This is a genomic window from Burkholderia sp. USMB20 (genome assembly GCF_000949135.2).
Classification (GTDB): Bacteria; Pseudomonadota; Gammaproteobacteria; order Burkholderiales; family Burkholderiaceae; genus Burkholderia.
In genome coordinates this window covers 116423-134693 of record NZ_JTAN02000001.1, presented here as the reverse complement: position 1 = coordinate 134693, position 18271 = coordinate 116423, and the positions used below count along the sequence as shown (strand labels likewise).

The window sequence follows — 18271 nt, the reverse complement described above, 5'->3', positions numbered from 1 at the left end:
GCATATCGCCCGGGCGCGCGAATCCAGTGTTGCGGCCGCTGCGCGGCTGCTGACCAGAGGAGCGGTGAAGCGCAGGCTCTCCGTCGTTGTTGGTTATTTGGTGCCGCGTAGGCAGCAGTGATCGCTCGGTGAACTGCCCGAGTGCGGTCCGAATGTCGTTGGGGCACGACTGGCGCCCACGTCGGCGAAAGCTCAAAACGGACGGGTGGGTGCTTCAGAGCCCGCAGGCGTAGGTTGCATTGGCTGTACGGTAGGAGCCTACGCGTCCGATGGTCGGGCTGGCATGGGGCGCCGGTTTGTCGAGTGCAGGCGCTGCCAAGCTCGCGTCGATCAACGAGGGATCGCGGCGCGGTCGTCGGGTTCGAACTGCTTCCGACAGCTTCGCTCATTCTGAGCATTGAGTCGTTGGAGTTGCCCCTGTAACTCAGGACACGCGGACACCGTTAGGTTGATGACACCGCAGAACGCATGAGCTCGCGAGGCGAGCGGTATTTCATGGCTTTGTGGGTGGCGCTCATTGTAATGTTCAAACGCAATGGCCAGGCGCGCGAGCGCTCTGAATATGAGAATCGGACCAAAATCTCGTGTCATATCTGGAAAGTTCCATCTTTGAGTGCTGTCCCGGATCCCTTGCATCGGTCAAATCGTCATGGCGCCTCAATTCGAAATCGGCGAAACCCTGGTCGGCGCGCTTTCGCTGCGAGCCATCAAGTCATTTCTCGCGGCTGCGAAGTTCAGCAGCTTCACCGGCGCCGCCAACGCGCTGAACCTTACCCCGGCAGCCGTCAGCAAGCAGGTGCGGGAACTCGAGGACTACCTCGGGACGTCGCTGTTCGTGCGTTCCGGCAGAACCGTCGCGCTCACGGCCGATGGCGAGATGTTCAAGGATGCCGCCCAACTTTCGCTGATCAATCTTCACCAGGCGGCCGAACGCCTGCGCAAGAGAATCCCCGCCCGACAGACCCTGATCGTGTGCTGTTCACCCGCGTTTTCGGCGCTGTGGCTCCACCGGCGGTTGCCTGAATTCCTGCAGGACGAGCCGGATGTCGAGCTCACCGTGCTGGCCACGCAGAATTTCATCTCGATGGAAGCCGGCGTGCAGCCTGACGTCTACATCGCGAAGCTGGCCAGCTTGCGGGACGGATACGACAGCGAGCACCTGTTCGACGACGAGGTCTATCCGGTCTGCACGCCGCACTATCTGCAGCGCCATGGCGCGATCAACTCACCCGCAGGCTTGCTGGACACGTCGCTGCTGGATCTCAGCGCCTATGGCCGCTCGCAGATTTCCGAGCATATCGACTGGAAAGTCTGGCTGGCGCTGCATGACGTCGATACCAGCTGGGGCGCGGAGGTCCCGCGTCAGCTCTTCACCAGCAATGACTACCCGGCCATCGTGCAGCTTGCCCTCGCACATCAGGGTGTGGCCCTGGGCTGGCATCATCTCGTCGGGCACCTGCTCGATAGCGGCGACCTCGTGCGTCCGCTACCGCACTCGACCATCATGAGGAATCGCGGCCATTACCTGTCCGTGCGGAAGGACAAGGCGGACGCGAGCGTGTGCAAACGATTCTGCCAATGGATCAGGCAGCAGCTCGCCGCGCCATCTTCAACGAAAAGTTGAAGGAATGCCGGAGGAAATGTCGCTTAAGTTTGCGACGAAACTGGCATAAATTTCTCTTTACGTCGCACAGGGGCGGCGGGACGTAAGAGGAAATCAGCACATGGGTTTCAAGCGAAGCATCCATGCGGTGGAAACCCATTCGGGTATTCCGATGCGCGTCGTGACCGGCGGCATCCCGCACATTCCCGGCGATACCGTCCAGGCCAAGATGAAATGGCTGGAGGCCAATGACGACGGGCTGCGCAAGCTGCTGCTGCGCGAGCCGCGCGGCTACCCGGCCCACTGTTGCAACATCATCGTGCCGCCGTGTCACCCCGACGCGGACGCCGGCTACATCATCCTGGAGCAGGTCGAGTACCCGATGATGTCGGGCGGCAACACCATCTCGGTCGCCACCGTGCTGCTGGAAATGGGCATGCTGCCGATGCAGGAGCCGGTGACCGAGCTGACGCTGGAAGCGCCGGCCGGCCTGATTCGCATCACGGCCGAGTGCAAGGACGGCAAGGTCAAGAGCGTCAAGTTCAGGAACGTGCCGGCATTTGCCGCGCATCTCGATGCCGTGATCGACGTGCCGCATCTGGGCAAGGTTCGCGTGGATGTCGGCTGGGGCGGCATGTTCTACGCGATTGCAGACGTGCGCCAGTTTCCGGGGCTGGAACTGAAGCCCGAACACGGCAAGGAGATCGCGCGGATCTCGGCCATGATCCGGCAGGCCGCCATCGAGCAATTGCCGGTTGCGCATCCCGATTATCCGGGCGTCGGCATCACGATTTCCCAGCTCTCCGGCCCCACCGACGACCCGCGCGCCGACTGGAAGAACGCGGTGACGATGCCCACCGGGCCGCTTTCGTGGGACGATCCGGCCACCTGGACCGGCGCGATCGACCGGTGCCCCTGCGGCACCGGCACCTGCGCCAAGATGGCCGTGTTGCACGCCAAGGGCGAGCTTCCGCTGCACCAGGACTTCCGGCACCAGGGCATCCTCGGCACCGTCTTCACCGGCCGCCTGGAAGAGACGACCCGCGTCGGCGAGCAAGCGGCCGTGGTGCCGACGCTGGCCGGAACCAGCTGGATCCATGGCATCCACACCATCGTGCTGGATCACGACGATCCGTTCCCGGAGGGCTACACCGTTGGCGACATCTGGCCGAAACAGTAGGAACGGTACGCATGCAGATCATTTCCGCGCAACAGATCCGGTCGGTACTCGACTGGTCCGGCGTGCTGGACGCGTTGCACCGCGGGCATGCCGGCGCCCGGCCTGTCGGTGACAGCTACTTCATCGGGGATGCCGGCTTCGGCCTGTTCAGCCGGGGCGTGATCCTGCCGGGCAGGGGTGCCGGCGTCAAGATCGCGTCGATCCATCCGGCCAATGCCGCGGCCGTCCCACCACTGCCATCGGAGCAAGCCGCGTTTCTCGTCCTGGACGAGCGCACCAAGGGGATCGTCGCGATGCTCGACGGTCCCGAAATCACGCGATGGAAGACCGCAGCCGATTCCGCGCTGGCGGCCCGCATGCTCAGCAGCGAGCACAGCGAGGTCCTGCTGGTGCTGGGCGCGGGTCCGGTTGCACGGTCGTTGACGGACGCTTACCTGCACATCCGGCCAGCCATCCGCGAAGTGCTGTTGTGGAATCGCACGCCGTCGAAACTGGAGTCCGCACGCGCGGCGCTCGACGCACGAAACATCCGCGCACGCATTGTCGAGGATCTCGATGCTGCGGTCGCGCGTGCCGACATCATCACGGCTGCCACCAGCGCATCCACACCCGTGATCCGCGGCGAATGCGTGCGGCGCGGCACCCATGTCGATCTGGTCGGCGGATATCGGCCCGACATGCAGGAGGCAGATTGCGAGGTATTCCGGGGCGCGCGGATCTTCGTGGATGACCGCCAGAATGCTGCGCAGTCGGGCGACATTCAGATCTCGATGCTGGCGGGCGTCATTCGGGAAAGTGACATCGAAGGCGATCTGTTCGATCTTTGCCGGATGCCGGCGTTCGAGCGGTCGGTCGGGGATAGGACAGTCTACAAAAACGCCGGTGGCGCACACCTGGACTTGATCGTCAGTCAGTATGTGATCGAGCAATTAAAGTCGCGCAGATAGCGGGCGTGTGCCCGAGCGGTGGGAAGACCAGCGCAGCCAATATCGCCGCTCTAAGTGGACTCCTAACGCAACGTGTGGCGTCGATTGCCCCCTTCGTCGCAGCGACGCCCGGATGGGGCCTGACAACGCCCCGTTCGATGTCAGCGAGTCGGGCCCGAAGGGACCATGAGAGACAAACCTTGGCCGGCCGCCGCTTTTTTCAGATTCGATCGTCGGACGATCCGATCCGTCGTTTCTGCGCCGATGCGCACGCTACAACAGCGAAAAGTGCACAAAGATGCAAAAGCGATGTGCACTTTCACCCTAGACTACCGCCCTAGCCACCTCGCTTGAGCGGGATGCCCGACGGATGGGGACTTGTTTCGTTCGAATCTTCTGGAAGCAGGTTGCCATCGTCCAGCTTCGCATCTGCGCGTGCGGTTTCTGGATAACGTTCAGGGTAGAGATGGCGTTGCGCAACTGTCTCGTTGAATGTTCCAGACCACCTTGCAATCACCACTGTGGCCAGGCTGTTACCAATCGTGTTACAGGTTGCGATCGCCATAGACATGAATCGGTAGACGCCGAAGATAAGGGCAAGACCTTCGACGGGCAGCAGCCCAGTCGACGTGACTGTCGCTGCGAACACTACGAACGAGCCGCCGGATACCGTCGCCGCGCCCTTCGACGTCAGAAGCATCAGCAGCAGAATGCCGAGTTGATGCTCGAACGATAGTGGCACGTTGTACGCGTGCGAGATGAACATCACGCCCATCGCCATGAAGATCGATGTGCCGTCCAGATTGAATGCATATCCGGTCGGCAGCACCAGCCCGACAGTTTGCTTCGCGCAGCCGAGCCGTTCAAGCTTGATCAGCAGGCGCGGTAGTGCGCTCTCCGACGACGCGGTGCCGAGCACGATCAAAATCTCATCCTTGATGTAGCGCATGAAGCGCCACATGCTGACGCCGGCCAGCTTCCCGATGATCCCCATTACGACGACGATAAACAGCAGGATCACGGCGTAGAAGCTAAATACAAGCTGAGCGAGCGCGACCAGCACGGCTGTGCCGTTACTGCCGACGGCGAATGCGATTGCCCCTAACGTACCGAGTGGCGCAAGCTTCATTACCAGATTGATGAACGAGAAGAGCACCTCCGAAATCTGCTCGAGCCCTTCGTTGATTCGCCCGCGGCGGCCTTCCGGAATTGCCAGAATGCCGATGCCGACCATTACCGCGAGCACGACGACCTGCAGCAGTTCCCCCTTCGCGAATGCACCGATAAAGTTATCCGGCACGAGATGCATGACGAACTCGGCAAAGCCCTGTGGCGCGGCCTTCGTCGCGGCGATCGGCACGTTGCCAGTGGCGACGGACGTCATGCCTTGGCCGACCTGGATCAGATTGCCCGCCATTAGACCGATTGCGAGCGCGATAGTCGAAACGACCTCAAAATAGACGACCGAGCGCCAGCCGACTCGTCCGGCGCTTTTGACATCGCCGGCCGACGCGATGCCATGCACGATCGTCAGAAAAACAAGTGGGGCGACCCCTGCCTTGATCAATGAGAGAAAGATGTCGCCGAGGATTTTCAGTTGCGTTCCGGCCTTCGGAAAAAGTAGGCCAACGACGATGCCGAGCACTAAGGCGGCAAGAACCTGCATGCCGAGCCTGCGATACCATGGACGCTTCGGTGAGGGCGCGACTATTGTTTCGGTTGTGCGTTGTGAGCGACTCATAATGCTTGTCTCCTCCAGAGGCGGTGTCAGATTTCGCGGGACAGCGCGATCGCGCGATCGACCATCTGCGGTGCGAGGCCCAAGTAGTTTGCTGGGTCCGTCATCCGTTCGACCGCGGCGTGGTCGAAATGCCGAGTGACGTCGGGGAGCGCGGCTAGCGCTTCGGCGAGCGTGCCGCCTTTTTCATTTACCGTGCGACATGCGTCGTACACAATGTCGTGCGCCAGCTGGCGACCGGTAAACGGCGCCAGCTGCATCATTACAGCCTCGGCCACAATCAGACCCTTGCTGATGCCGAGGTTTTGCTTCATCCGCTCTGTGTCAACGATCAGGCCTCCGAGCGCAAACTTTGCCTGATGCAATGCGCCCGAGCTCAGAATGAAACTTTCGGGAATCGCGATCCACTCCGCGTGCCACGGCCCGGTCGCGCGTTCAAAATCCTGGACCATGGCGTCGACCATCAGGCCGGCATGCTGCCTTACTGCCTTCGCGGCCGCCAGCATCAGTTCGCTTGAAATCGGATTGCGCTTCTGCGGCATTGTGCTGCTCGCACCGCGCCCCTTGACGAACGGTTCGTACACTTCTGCGAATTCGGTCGAGGCCATGATCATGATGTCGAGCGCAATCTTGCCGAGCGAGCCGGTGATTAGTGCGAGCAGGTTCACTGCCTCAGCGAAGCCATCTCGCGCAACGTGCCATGTCGTTGCGGGTACACCAAGTTTCAGTTCTTCTGCGAGTGCTCTTTGCACCTCGAACCCGTTGTCGTCGAGCGATGCGAGGGTGCCAGCGGCCCCGGCGAACTCGACAACCGCGACGCGGGCGCGTACCTCCGCGAGCCGTTGTTGGTGGCGGTCAAACATTGCGAGCCAAATTGCGACCTTGTAGCCGAATGTGACCGGCAATGCCTGTTGCAAATGGGTGCGGCCCGCCATCGCTGTGTCGCGATGCTTGTTCGCAAGATCAGCAAGGATGCCGCGCAGTTCGCGGATGTCGGTGTCAATCGAATCGAGCCCATCGCGCACCTGCAGCGCCACTGCCGTGTCCATGATGTCTTGCGTGGTTGCGCCCCAATGCACGTAACGGCCCGCGTCGCCGCACATGGCGACGAGCTGGTGCACAAGTGGGAGGATCGGATAGCCGACGATGTCCGTTTCGTCGCGCATGAGGTCGAAGTCGATTCGCTCTATCCGCGATTCGCGTGCGATCACCTCGGCTGCTTCGGCTGGAATTACGCCGACGCGAGCCTCGGCTTTCGCAAGGGCGACCTCGACATCGATATAGCGCTGCACGAGTGCGTAGTCGGAAAACAATGCTCGCATTTTCGCGGTACCGAATGCGTCGCGGAACAGAATCGAATCGACGACGGTGCTGGAAGTGGGGGTAGTGCGGTTCTGCATGACGGCCTCGGGATTGGGTGACGGAACGGAGACGTTTCCGAATCGATAGAACGGTGATGGCTCTAATATGTCCGGACATATAAAGCATAAAATGTCCGGACATATTGTTCAAGCTATGATTTACCCGTGGGGCCCCTCGGGACCGCGTCTAAACTGCGACCAGCATTCGGAATTCAATGGACATGAACAGACCCCATTTCGTTAACATCGCGCGCGACCTGACGGAGGGCATCGTGAGCGGTCGTTTTCCGGTCGGCTCGTACTTGCCGACAGAGCTCGAGCTGCGCGATCTATACAAGACCAGTCGACACACGATCCGCGCGGCGCTGCATGAGCTTCAGCAACTGGGTTTCGTGTCGCGACGCAAGAACGCCGGCACACGTGTCGAATCCGCGCAGCCGCGCAACGACTTCCGGCCGTCGCTCGCGTCGGTCGAGGATCTCGTGCAGTTTGGTTCTGAAAATCAGCGGATTGTGCAGACAGTAGAGCCGGTCACCGTCGACGGTCCGCTTGCGAAAGTTTTGCAGTGCGACGCGGGCGCGCACTGGCTTCGGATTTCGAGTCTGCGTGTCGACCGAGACACGACGCGACCGCCCATCGGTTGGACGGATGTCTATCTCGATCCAGACTACGAGGAAATCGCGGTTGCCGCGCGCGCGGAACCGGGCACACTAATCAGCACACTGATCGAGGCGCGCTACGGGCGATCCGTCGCGGAGATTCAGCAAAATGTGCATGCGATAAATCTCCCGTCCGATATGGCCGGACGGCTGCGCGTACCCACTGGAACGGCTGCGCTTGAGATCGTGCGGCGTTATATCGACTCAGCCGGAGTTGCGTTCGAGGTGTCTGTCAGCGTTCACCCGGCAGAGCGCTTCTCAGTCTCGATGCGGCTCAAGCGGTCCGATAGTTGAGCAAGCGCCTCACGATCCGACGATCCGCAATAACATGCCGAAACGAGCGCTTGCGATGCTTGCCAGGATGGACGACTCGAGCGTCGGAAAATCAAGACTGCAGCAACTCGCGCTCACCTTTCTGGCTTGGATGGGTGTAGCGGTGGACAGTGGGGCCTCGACTTTCACCGTATGGGTAATGTTCGTCCATATCCGTCTATATGCGGCCATAGGCGGTGCTTTGCTTGATCTCGTGGACGAGGCACCATCGATGGAATGTCACTGCAGACGCTGCTAGGTCGATTTCGCTGAATTTCCGGCCTGGACGATGATCTGGGCGAGAATCTCTAACTGTCCGTCGATTTCGTCCTGGCTAACGTCGAACAGATCGAACATACCCATCCCGCGTAGGCTGGCGAAGACGAGCCCAGCAAACTGATGGGGATTCGGGTGGGTGGTGGCGATCTCCGGGAAGCAAGACGTAAAGCGCGCGAAGAACACAGGATCCGAGCGGGCCCGGTTCGCATCGATCTTCGCGAACAGCTCCGGAGACGACTTGCATCCGAAGAAGAGATTCCACGCTGCAATATAGCCCGGAACGCCATAGATCATTTGCCACGCGAGGCGTACGAACTCGTGTGCGCGCTGTTCAAGCGGGAGTTCGTCCGGAGGCCATACGACTCCGTCATCGGAGAGCGGCGCCATCACTTCGTCGATCAGTCGCTCCATCAAGACTTGACGGTTAGCAAAGTGATGTTGCAGGGCACCCAGAGTTACACGCGCACCGCGCGCAATACTCTGAAGATTGGCTGCCTTGATCCCTTTTGCATGCAGCAGATGCATCGCGGATTCGATGATGCGTCGGCGAGTCGCGTCGCTACGCTCTTCTTGAGTTCGGCGCGACCCCGTGCGGCGGGGCGGTGCGGCGTTCAAAGCAGTTCTCATGGCCTACCTACATTCGTCAGGGCAAAGTGTATCGCGGGAAGCTTCGCGGAAAGGATGTCGGGGGTCAACCGAGGGTTTGCGATAAACATGTAACGTTAAATATTTATTGTACATGAACCCGGCCGCTCTTATACTTGCCACAGTCGCATGCGGTCTCGCGAAGTCGATGGGCACGCTTTGCACGTAGATTGGCTCGCCAACAAACAATAAGGGCGTAATGTTTGTTCGGTGGATCGCGCTACGAGTCGTTCAGAAAGTACGACGCTTGGCCTGACCGGGGAGCCAGACAAGTAGCTCAGCGGTGATTGAAAGGGCCAGTTTGTTGGAGTGGCTGTTGAATGATCGACACGTTCGGCACCTTGCTGGACGCAGCGGTCGAGTATCTGCATTCGCCGGTCTCGTCGGTGCAAGTGATTTGTTCTGCTGGTCAGCGGCCACTGTAGTGCCCGAATCACTGGCTAACGTCGTCGGTGCGTCCGATTTTTGATTTGTTATCAGGAAATTCTCATGTCCACACCTGCCGCGCACAAGTCGTCCGAATATCTGTTCACCTTCGAATGCCCTGACCGTCTGGGCATTCTTGCGAAAGTGTCGAACCTGCTGTACGAGCAGGGTGCCTTCGTCACGGAGTCGTTTCATTACGGTGACCCGCAAACCGAAAAATTCTTTGCGCGCATGGTGTTCGACGATCACGTGCTGAAAGGCTCGGTCGACGACCTGCGGACGAAGTTGTCGGTTCTCGCGAAGGAACTGGAGATGGAATATACGATCCGTGCTGCCGACTATCGCCCCAAGGTTCTGATCGCCGTCTCGAAGTATGACCACTGTCTGAATCTGCTGTTGACCAAATGGCGTGCCGGGGCGCTCGCGATCGACATCGTCGGCGTCGTATCGAACCATAACGATTGCCGCAGTCTGGTCGAGTGGTATGGGATCCCATTCCATCATTTTCCAATCACGTCGGATACCAAGCCGCAGCAGGAAGCGCAGATTCTCGACCTGTTCGCGAGCACCGGTGCGGAACTGCTCGTGCTTGCGCGCTACATGCAGATCCTGTCGGACGACATGAGCCGCAAGCTCGAAGGTCGTGCCATCAACATTCACCATTCGTTTCTGCCTGGTTTCAAAGGTGCGCGCCCGTACCATCAGGCTCACGATCGCGGTGTCAAAGTCATTGGGGCGACCGCGCATTTCGTGACCAGCGACCTCGACGAAGGGCCGATCATCGTCCAGGAGGTCAAGGCGATCGATCACACGTACAGTGCGGAAGACATGGTGCTCGTGGGCCACGACAGCGAAGCGGTGGCACTGGCGCAAGCCGTCCGACTGTTCAGCGAGGGACGCATTTTCCTGAACGGCCATCGCACCGTCGTTCTGTAATCGATACGCGCAAGAGGTCTCGCTTGGAACACTATTCATTCTGGTCACTCGCGAAGCACGCGCTGACCGGCCATCGCAACTGGACGCCGGCGTGGCACTCTCGCGAACCGAAATCACGATATGACGTCGTCATCGTCGGTGGTGGCGGGCAGGGGCTTGCCACCGCCTATTACCTTGCGAAGAACCACGGCATCACAAACGTCGCGGTTCTCGAAAAGGGTTGGCTGGGCGGCGGGAACACCGGGCGCAATACCACCGCCATCCGGTCGAACTACTTCTACCCGGAAAGCACGAACTTTTTCGAGCGATCGCTGCAGCTGTATGAAGGCCTGAGCAAGGAGCTCAACTACAACATCATGTTGAGCCAGCGCGGCGCATTGACGCTCGCGCACAATCCGCATCAGATGGATGGCCTCGAACGCTGGTCGAACTCGATTCAGCTGCAGGGTATCGACGCCGAGATGTTCGATCTGAGCCAGATCCGGGAGTACATGCCGGCGCTCGACACCAGCCCGAGCGCCCGTTTTCCGATCCTGGGCGGATTCATCCAGCGTCGCGCGGGCGTGGCTCGACACGACGCGGTCGCATGGGGCTACGCGCGGGGCGCGGACAACCTCGGCGTCGACATCGTCCAGAACTGCGAGGTGACTGGGCTGCGCATGAACGGAAGCCGGATTCGCGGCGTCGAAACCAAGCTTGGCTATATCGAAGCTGACAAGGTCGTCATCGCGGTCGCGGGCAATTCGTCCGTGATGGGCAAGATGGCCGGCCTTTCATTGCCGATCACCAGCGTCGCGCTGCAGGCCATGGTCAGCGAGCCAGTCAAACCCGTCCTGGACGGGTTGGTCGTGTCGCCGCTCGTCCATTGCTACGTCAGCCAGTCCGACCGCGGCGAGATCCTGATCGGCGGCCGGGCCGACGCCTACCCGTCGTACGGCCAGCGTGGAACGCTGCCCGCACTCGAAGACACGCTGAGCGCGGCGCTGAACCTGTTCCCCTCGTTCAGCCGACTGAAGCTCATGCGCCAATGGGCGGGTATCGTCGATCTGTCGCCAGATTCGAGCCCGATTCTCGGCAAGACCCCGGTGACCGCGCTCTACATCAGCACTGGCTGGGGCACGGGCGGTTTCAAAGCCATTCCGGTCGGCGGCGAGACGCTCGCCTATACGGTCGCGAATGATCGGCCGCATCCCCTTATCGAGCCATTCGGCATGGAACGCTTTGCAACAGGCCGCTTCGTCAATGAAGCCGCTGCTGCCGGCGTCGACCACTAAGCGAGAAGAACCATGTTACGCATTCCGTGCCCGTATTGCGGGAGTACACGCGACGAAGACGAATTCACGTTCGGCGGCCCGTACGATCGCGTGCGGCCTGCGGCGCCGCAGAACCTGTCGGATGAGCAATGGGCCGATTACCTATTCACGCGGGACAACACGCGCGGCAATGCCCGCGAGCGCTGGCGCCACACGTTCGGTTGTCGGCAATGGTTCGGCATCGAACGCGATACTGTCAGCCACGCACTGGTGCGTGTCTTCACGTTCGATACCGATTCACGGCATGGTGGAGCGGGCGAGACGATCACCGGAGGTATGCATGAAGTCGCGTAATCGTGTGCCCGTGTACGGACGACTTGCGAACGAGCTGCGCCGTAAGGTGCGCTTCACGTTCGATGGTCGGTCCTATGAGGGGCTGGAAGGTGACACGCTCGCTGCGGCCTTGCTCGCGAACGAGGTCGATATCGTCGGTCGCAGCTTCAAGCTGCATCGGCCTCGCGGCATCATGGGATGCTCGGTCGAGGAACCTAACGGCCTGCTGCAACTCGAGTCGGGCCAGTTCGACGAACCGAACGTTCGAGCCACGATGATGCCGCTGTATCCGGAACTCCAAGCGACGAGCCAAAACGCTTGGCCGAATGCGAGGCGCGATGTCCTGGGGATCATGGACTGCTTTGCGAAGCTGTTTCCGGCGTCGTTCTATTACAAGTCGATGATTTGGCCCAGCTGGCATTTTTATGAGCGCATCGTGCGCCATATCGCCGGTCTCGGCAAAGCACCCAAGGTGCCGGATGCGCAGAAGTACCAGAAGCGCAATGTGCATTGTGATCTGCTGATCGTTGGTGGCGGCCCGGCAGGGTTGTCAGCCGCACTCGTCGCGGGCCGTACCGGCTTGCGGGTGTTGCTGGTGGACGATCGGGAGCAGTTCGGCGGTGCCCTTACCGGGGAACGCTTCGATGTCGATGGGGTGCCGGGCGTGCAGTGGGTGGAGAAAACGGTCGCCCAGCTCCGGCAACTTCCGAACGTGACATTGCTGTGTCGTACCAACGTGAGTGGCTATTACGAGAACAACGTGCTCGCCGCTGCCGAGCGTGTCCGAAATCATCTCGGGCCGAACGGCCAGAGCGGCCGCGTGCGGGAACGCCTCTGGCGTATCCGGGCGCGCTCGGTCATTCTCGCGACCGGCGCAATCGAGCGTCCGCTCGTGTTTGCCAATAACGACCGTCCGGGCATCATGCTGGCATCGGCTGTTCGAGCATACGTGAACGCCTTCGGCGTCGTCCCCGGTTCGCGGATCGTCATTGCGACGAACAACGACAATGCTTACCAGACCGCGCTCGACCTGCATGCGGTCGGCGTCAAATCGATCTGTGTCGTCGATACCCGTGCGCGTGTCTCGGACCGGTGGGTCGCCGAGTTGAATCGACTCGGTATTGCTCACCATGTCGGCTATGGTATTCGCGACGTCGTCGGCAAGCGAAAAGTCAAAGGGCTGAAACTGTCGAAGCACCTCGGCGCTGGCAAGCTGGGCGACGATGTTACCACCGTCGAGTGTGATCTGGTCGCGATGTCGAGTGGGTGGACACCGACCATCCATTTGTATAGTCAGGCAGGCGGGACGCTGCAATACAACGAGGCCAATGCGTGCCTCGTACCGCTTTCTTGCGCGCAAGCCGTTCGCGTGATTGGTGCCGCGAATGGTGATTTCGCGTTGGCGTTGTGCGTCAAATCCGGCATCGAGGCTGCAGAAGCTGCGGTGCGCGATCTCGGCGTCGAGGTGATATCAACCGCCGAGGAGCCGAAGACGCACGCCGCGGAGCGCGAGGCATCGAACATCGAACCGTACTGGTATACGCAGAGCGCGCGCACCGACAAGCAATGGCTCGATTTCCAGTACGACGTCAAGGTGTCCGATATCGAATTGGCGATGAGCGAAAACTTCCGTTCGGTCGAGCACGTCAAGCGCTATACGACGGGCGGGATGAGCGTCGATCAAGGGAAATCGAGCAACTTCAACATTCTCGCGATCATGGCCGAGCTCAGCGGCCAGCCGATCGTCAAGGTCGGGACGACACGTTTCCGCCCGCCGTATCAGCCGGTGACGATCGGTGCCTTCGCAGGCAACACGGTCGGCGAGCTTTATGCCCCCTGGCAGACGCTTCCGTCGGTGTCGTCGCATCGTGCAGCGAATGCTCGGTTCGGCGATTATGGGTGGCGCCGGCCGGACTACTACCCGCGCGGCCAGGAAGATATCGTGGCGGCAACGCGTCGCGAGGTCCTTGCGGTGCGCAACGGTGTCGGCATGTTCGATGGTTCGCCACTTGGCAAGATCGAGGTCCGAGGTCCCGATGCGGCTACCTTCCTGAACCGTGTGTACGTGAACAACCTCGCGTCACTGAAGCCAGGTTTCGCGCGCTACGCGATGTTGACGAACGAAAACGGCGTGCTGATCGATGACGGCGTGGTGGTTCGGCTGGCCGAAGACCACTATCTCGTGCATGCGACGAGCGGTGCCGTTGCGCGTGTGGCACTTTTGCTCGAGGAATACGCGCAATGCGAATGGCCCGAGTTGCGTGTGCACGTCAATAACGTGACGACGCAATGGGCCAACGTGACGGTATCTGGTCCCAAGGCGCGCGACGTGCTGATGCAGATTGAATCCGATATCGATTTCTCGGCTGAACGTTTTCCGCACATGCACTTCCGTACCGGGACGTTCGCAGGTGTGCCGGTTCGGATTCTTCGTGCAAGCTTCACCGGCGAAGTTACGTATGAAATCTCGATCGCGAGTCGCTATGGCAAATCGCTATGGGATCTCGTCGCGTCGGCGGGGAAGCCGTACGGCATGACTCCGTACGGCATCGAGGCACTTGAGGTCATGCGGACCGAGAAGGGTTACCTACACGTTGGCGCGGATACCGACGGGAATTCGAACCCGCTCGACATCGGTTGGGCGAAAGTTATCGAGAAGAAGGCTGACGATTTCATCGGCAAGCGATCGCTGCTACGCCCGGCCGACAAGGCGGACAACCGTCTCGAGTTCATCGGCCTGGAATCGGTCGATCCGAAGGTAAAACTGCCGGTCGGCGGCCATTTCGTCGAAACGGCAGAACGAAGGATCCCGACTGCATCGCATGGCTACGTGACAACGGCATGCATGAGTCCGATGCTCGATAGGGCAATCGGTCTTGGCATTCTTCGTAACGGCACTGCGCGCATGGGCGAAACGGTGAACATCTACGCGAAGGGCGAAATCATCGCCGCGCGGGTCGTACCGACCGCGCATTTCGATCCGAAAGGGGAGCGCCTCAATGGATAAGCTGATTGCCCGTTCGACAGTCTCACAACAGTTTGTCGATTCGAACGTCTTTCCGATTCGGGCGGACAACCTTCAGATTTCGGAGCTGCCGCTCGCGGGCATCATCCGAGTGCAGGGGCGAACGGCGGACGACGCGTTTCGGTCACAGGTCGCCACGTGTCTGGGCGCCGATCTTCCGGCCGCGGAGCGAACGTCCGTTGGTGCTGATGTGCGAATCGCATGGACGGGGCCGAATGAATACTTGTGTTTTTGCGCACTTGCCGCCGAGGAAAAGCACCTGTCCGCACTGACCGAGGCGCTGGCCGGACAATTTGCCACGGTCACGCTGGTATCCGATAGTCGGGTGGCCTTCCTTGTGACGGGGCGCGAAGCCCAGGCGTTCATTTCGAAAGGGTGTTCGATCGATATGAATCCAGCCAGCTTTCCGGCGGATCGTGCGGTCACCACGCGGTTCGCGGGGCTGCCGGCGATGCTGATGCATCGGGGCGGCGGTGACTACGTCATCTATTTCGATATCGGATATGTCGAATTCGTCGTCAAGTGGATGCTGGACGCCGCAGAGGAGTTTCTCGAGCCGGCTGCTTGATACTCCATTGAGTGTCAACGGAGTGGGGCACGTGCCGGGTGGCACCGTGCCTCGTATTGGAAATTCATCAACTTTTTGTAATTTGGATGACTAATCATGGCTGATCTTTTCGAAAATCCGATGGGTCTGATGGGCTTCGAGTTCGTCGAGTTCGCGTCGCCGACGCCTGGCGTACTGGAGCCGCTGTTCGAGAAACTGGGGTTCACCGAAGTGGCGCGCCATCGCTCGAAGAATGTGTCGCTTTACCGCCAAGGCGACATCAATTTCATCATCAATCGTGAGCCGAGCAGTCAGGCAGCGTTTTTTGCTGCCGAGCACGGCCCGTCTGCATGCGGTCTCGCGTTCCGCGTAAAGGACTCGCATCACGCGTATAAGCGGGCAATCGAACTGGGCGCGCAGCCTGTCGAAATTCCCACTGGTCCGATGGAATTGCGCCTGCCGGCTATCAAGGGTATCGGTGGTGCACCGCTTTATCTGATCGACCGCTTCGAGGATGGCAAATCCGTCTACGACATCGACTTCGAATTTCTGCCCGGCGTCGATCGGCATCCGGTAGGCCATGGCTTCAAGATCGTGGATCATCTGACGCACAATGTCTACCGTGGCCGCATGAGCTATTGGGCCGACTTCTACGAGAAGCTGTTCAATTTCCGTGAGATCCGCTACTTCGACATTAAGGGCGAGTACACCGGTCTCACGTCGAAGGCGATGACCGCGCCGGACGGGATGATTCGCATTCCGCTCAACGAGGAAGCGAAGCAAGGCGGCGGCCAGATCGAGGAGTTCCTGATGCAGTTCAACGGTGAGGGTATCCAGCATATCGCGCTCCTCACCGACAATATCTTCGATGCCGTCGATCGTCTGCAGATGGCCGGCATCCCGGTCATGACCGCTCCGAACGAGTTCTACTACGAAGGGATCGAAACCCGGTTGCCGGGTCACGGCGAGAACGTCGCCGAACTGCAAAGCCGGGGCCTGCTGCTCGATGGTACGACCGAGGGCGGTCAGAAGAGACTGCTGCTGCAGATCTTCTCGCAGCCGCTGCTGGGACCGGTATTCTTCGAATTCATCGAGCGCAAGGGCGACTACCGCGAAGGCTTTGGCGAAGGCAACTTCAAGGCACTGTTCGAGTCGCTCGAACGTGACCAGATTCAGCGCGGTGTACTGAGCGCCGGAGTCCAGGAATGAAGATCGACCGCATCCATCACGTAGCGTATCGCTGCAAAGACGCGAAGGAAACGGTTCTCTGGTATCAGAAGATGCTCAACATGGACTTCGTGCTGGCGATCGCCGAAGACTTTGTGCCGTCGACGAAAGCACCGGACCCGTACATGCACATCTTCCTGGACGCGGGGAACGGTAACGTTCTTGCGTTTTTCGAGTTGCCGACTCAACCCGAGATGGGCCGGGATCCGAACACGCCCGCCTGGGTGCAGCACATCGCGTTTCGTGTGAAGGACCGCGAAGAGTTGCTCGCGTTCAAGGCACATCTCGAAGCGAATGGCATCGATGTGCTAGGCGTCACGGATCACGGCGCGTTCCATTCGATTTACTTCTTCGATCCGAACGGGCATCGCGTCGAACTCGCGTGTCCGGACCCCGATGAAGAGGCGATGATCCGCAAACTCGATGCGGTGAAATGGGACATGCTGGAGGAATGGTCCAGGACCAAGCGGGCGCCGAAGCATGCAGCATTCCTTCACGCGAACGAACTCGGACAGTCGAAATGACACACGTCGACCATACGCACGATCCGGCTTTGCGTAGCTGGGTGGAAGCGGCCAACGACCCGACGACGGACTTCCCGATTCAGAATTTGCCGTTCGGGCGATTCCGGCGTGCCGGCGAGATCGACTGGCATGTCGGCGTCGCGATCGGTGATCAGGTGCTCGATCTGAAGCGCGCAGGCTTGGTTCGAACCGACGACATTCACGAACTGATGCGGCGGCCGCGCACTGAAAGGCAAGTGTTGCGTGATGCGATTTCGTTCGGGCTTCGCATCGGAAGCCCAGACGAGGCGCGGTTTCGCGCTGCGCTCGTTCCTATGTCGGAAGCCGTAATGGGGCTGCCGTGCACGATTGGCGACTACACGGATTTCTATACCAGCGTTTATCACGCCACGAATGTCGGCAAGCAGTTCCGCCCCGACAACCCGCTGCTGCCGAATTACAAGTGGGTTCCGATCGGGTATCACGGTCGTGCATCGTCGATCGGTGTGAGTTCGCCGGACCTCGGCCATACGTTCCGACGGCCGCGCGGTCAGACGCTGGTACCTGGAGTGTCCGTGCCGACGGTTGGCCCGACCCAGAAACTCGATTACGAGCTGGAGCTGGGTATTTTTGTGTCTCGTCCGAACGCGATTGGCGAGCCGGTTCCAATCGTCGAGGCAGACGAGCATGTTTTCGGGCTCACTCTGTTCAACGATTGGTCCGCGCGCGATATTCAGCCGTGGGAGTATCAGCCGCTCGGACCGTTCCTCAGCAAGAACTTTGCGTCGACGGTATCGCCGTGGATGGTGACGCTCGACGCGCTCGAACCGTTCCGTGAAACGTACCAGCGCCCGCTCGGAGATCCCGATCCGCTTCCTTATCTGGATTCGGCCGGCAACCGTGAGCGAGGCGCGATTTCGATCGAACTTGAGGTATGGCTTCAGACGGAGAAGATGCGTGCCGCGGATCACGCCGGCGATTGCATCAGTCGCTCGAACTATCGCGATGCGTACTGGACCGTGGCGCAGCTCGTCGCACATCACACCGTGAACGGCTGCAACCTTCAAGACGGCGATCTTCTGGGCACCGGGACGCTTTCCGGTCCGACGCCTGATGCAGCCGGTTCATTGCTCGAACTCACAACGGGCGGGATGTCGCCGATCGTACTCTCGAACGGCGAGACACGCGGGTTCCTCCTCGACGGCGACACGGTCATCTTGCGGGCGTATTGCCATCGCGATGGTTTTCGCCGGATCGGCTTCGGCGAATGCCGCGGCACGGTTCTTCCAGCGGTTGGCAACTGACGGTCGTGCGGAGG

General features: G+C 60.3%; 15 protein-coding genes. 12 read left to right on the top strand and 3 right to left on the bottom strand.

The features are described 5' to 3' along the window. Positions 1-649 precede the first annotated feature (649 nt). The 3 genes from PL79_RS00630 (at position 650) to PL79_RS00620 (ending at position 3730) form a co-directional block, all read left to right on the top strand. Positions 650-1624, top strand: coding sequence for a LysR substrate-binding domain-containing protein (locus tag PL79_RS00630; protein ID WP_044845822.1), 975 nt, complete (start codon positions 650-652; stop codon positions 1622-1624). A 100-nt stretch (positions 1625-1724) separates the two neighbouring features. Continuing rightward, positions 1725-2783: a proline racemase family protein gene (locus tag PL79_RS00625; protein ID WP_044845821.1), complete on the top strand. Its 1059-nt coding sequence runs from the start codon at positions 1725-1727 to the stop codon at positions 2781-2783. Between the two features lie 11 nt (positions 2784-2794). Continuing rightward, positions 2795-3730, top strand: coding sequence for an ornithine cyclodeaminase family protein (locus tag PL79_RS00620; RefSeq protein ID WP_044845820.1), 936 nt, complete (start codon positions 2795-2797; stop codon positions 3728-3730). 316 nt (positions 3731-4046) lie between these two features. On the opposite strand, the gene PL79_RS00615 is transcribed toward PL79_RS00620, so the two are convergent. Both PL79_RS00615 and PL79_RS00610 read right to left on the bottom strand, forming a co-directional pair. Then, the gene (locus PL79_RS00615) at positions 4047-5375 is read right to left on the bottom strand and encodes a cation:dicarboxylate symporter family transporter (protein WP_442861515.1); all 1329 of its coding nucleotides are present in this window, start codon (positions 5373-5375) and stop codon (positions 4047-4049) included. A gap of 101 nt (positions 5376-5476) precedes the next feature. Next, positions 5477-6847, bottom strand: coding sequence for a class-II fumarase/aspartase family protein (locus tag PL79_RS00610; RefSeq protein ID WP_044845818.1), 1371 nt, complete (start codon positions 6845-6847; stop codon positions 5477-5479). A 182-nt stretch (positions 6848-7029) separates the two neighbouring features. Between PL79_RS00610 and PL79_RS00605 the strand changes: the two genes are divergently transcribed. Then, a complete protein-coding gene (locus PL79_RS00605) occupies positions 7030-7761 on the top strand; it encodes a GntR family transcriptional regulator (protein WP_044845866.1) in 732 nt (243 codons plus the stop codon). 273 nt (positions 7762-8034) lie between these two features. On the opposite strand, the gene PL79_RS00600 is transcribed toward PL79_RS00605, so the two are convergent. After that, positions 8035-8685, bottom strand: coding sequence for a TetR/AcrR family transcriptional regulator (locus tag PL79_RS00600; RefSeq protein ID WP_044845817.1), 651 nt, complete (start codon positions 8683-8685; stop codon positions 8035-8037). Between the two features lie 507 nt (positions 8686-9192). On the opposite strand from PL79_RS00600, the gene purU reads away from it, so the two are divergent. The 8 genes from purU to fahA all read left to right on the top strand — a co-directional run bounded on the left by purU (position 9193) and on the right by fahA (position 18257). Beyond that, positions 9193-10065, top strand: coding sequence for a formyltetrahydrofolate deformylase (purU, locus tag PL79_RS00595; protein WP_044845816.1), 873 nt, complete (start codon positions 9193-9195; stop codon positions 10063-10065). Between the two features lie 23 nt (positions 10066-10088). Next, positions 10089-11339 carry a sarcosine oxidase subunit beta family protein gene (locus PL79_RS00590; RefSeq protein ID WP_044845815.1) on the top strand — a complete coding sequence of 417 codons (1251 nt, stop codon included), beginning with the start codon at positions 10089-10091 and terminating at the stop codon, positions 11337-11339. Positions 11340-11351: 12 nt separating this feature from the next. Then, positions 11352-11672 (top strand): sarcosine oxidase subunit delta, encoded by a 321-nt coding sequence (locus PL79_RS00585; RefSeq protein ID WP_044845814.1) that lies wholly within the window; start codon positions 11352-11354, stop codon positions 11670-11672. Beyond that, the gene (locus PL79_RS00580) at positions 11659-14658 is read left to right on the top strand and encodes a sarcosine oxidase subunit alpha family protein (protein WP_044845813.1); all 3000 of its coding nucleotides are present in this window, start codon (positions 11659-11661) and stop codon (positions 14656-14658) included. The genes PL79_RS00585 and PL79_RS00580 overlap by 14 nt, the downstream gene beginning before the upstream one ends. After that, entirely contained in the window at positions 14651-15244 is a 594-nt protein-coding gene (locus PL79_RS00575) for a sarcosine oxidase subunit gamma (protein WP_044845812.1), read from the top strand. The genes PL79_RS00580 and PL79_RS00575 overlap by 8 nt, the downstream gene beginning before the upstream one ends. Positions 15245-15340: 96 nt before the next feature. Continuing rightward, entirely contained in the window at positions 15341-16432 is a 1092-nt protein-coding gene (gene hppD / locus PL79_RS00570) for a 4-hydroxyphenylpyruvate dioxygenase (RefSeq protein WP_044845811.1), read from the top strand. After that, the gene (locus tag PL79_RS00565) at positions 16429-16974 is read left to right on the top strand and encodes a VOC family protein (RefSeq protein WP_044845810.1); all 546 of its coding nucleotides are present in this window, start codon (positions 16429-16431) and stop codon (positions 16972-16974) included. Before hppD ends, PL79_RS00565 begins: the two co-directional genes overlap by 4 nt. Continuing rightward, the gene (gene fahA, locus PL79_RS00560; protein ID WP_044845809.1) at positions 16971-18257 is read left to right on the top strand and encodes a fumarylacetoacetase; all 1287 of its coding nucleotides are present in this window, start codon (positions 16971-16973) and stop codon (positions 18255-18257) included. Before PL79_RS00565 ends, fahA begins: the two co-directional genes overlap by 4 nt. The last annotated feature ends 14 nt before the right edge of the window (positions 18258-18271 follow it).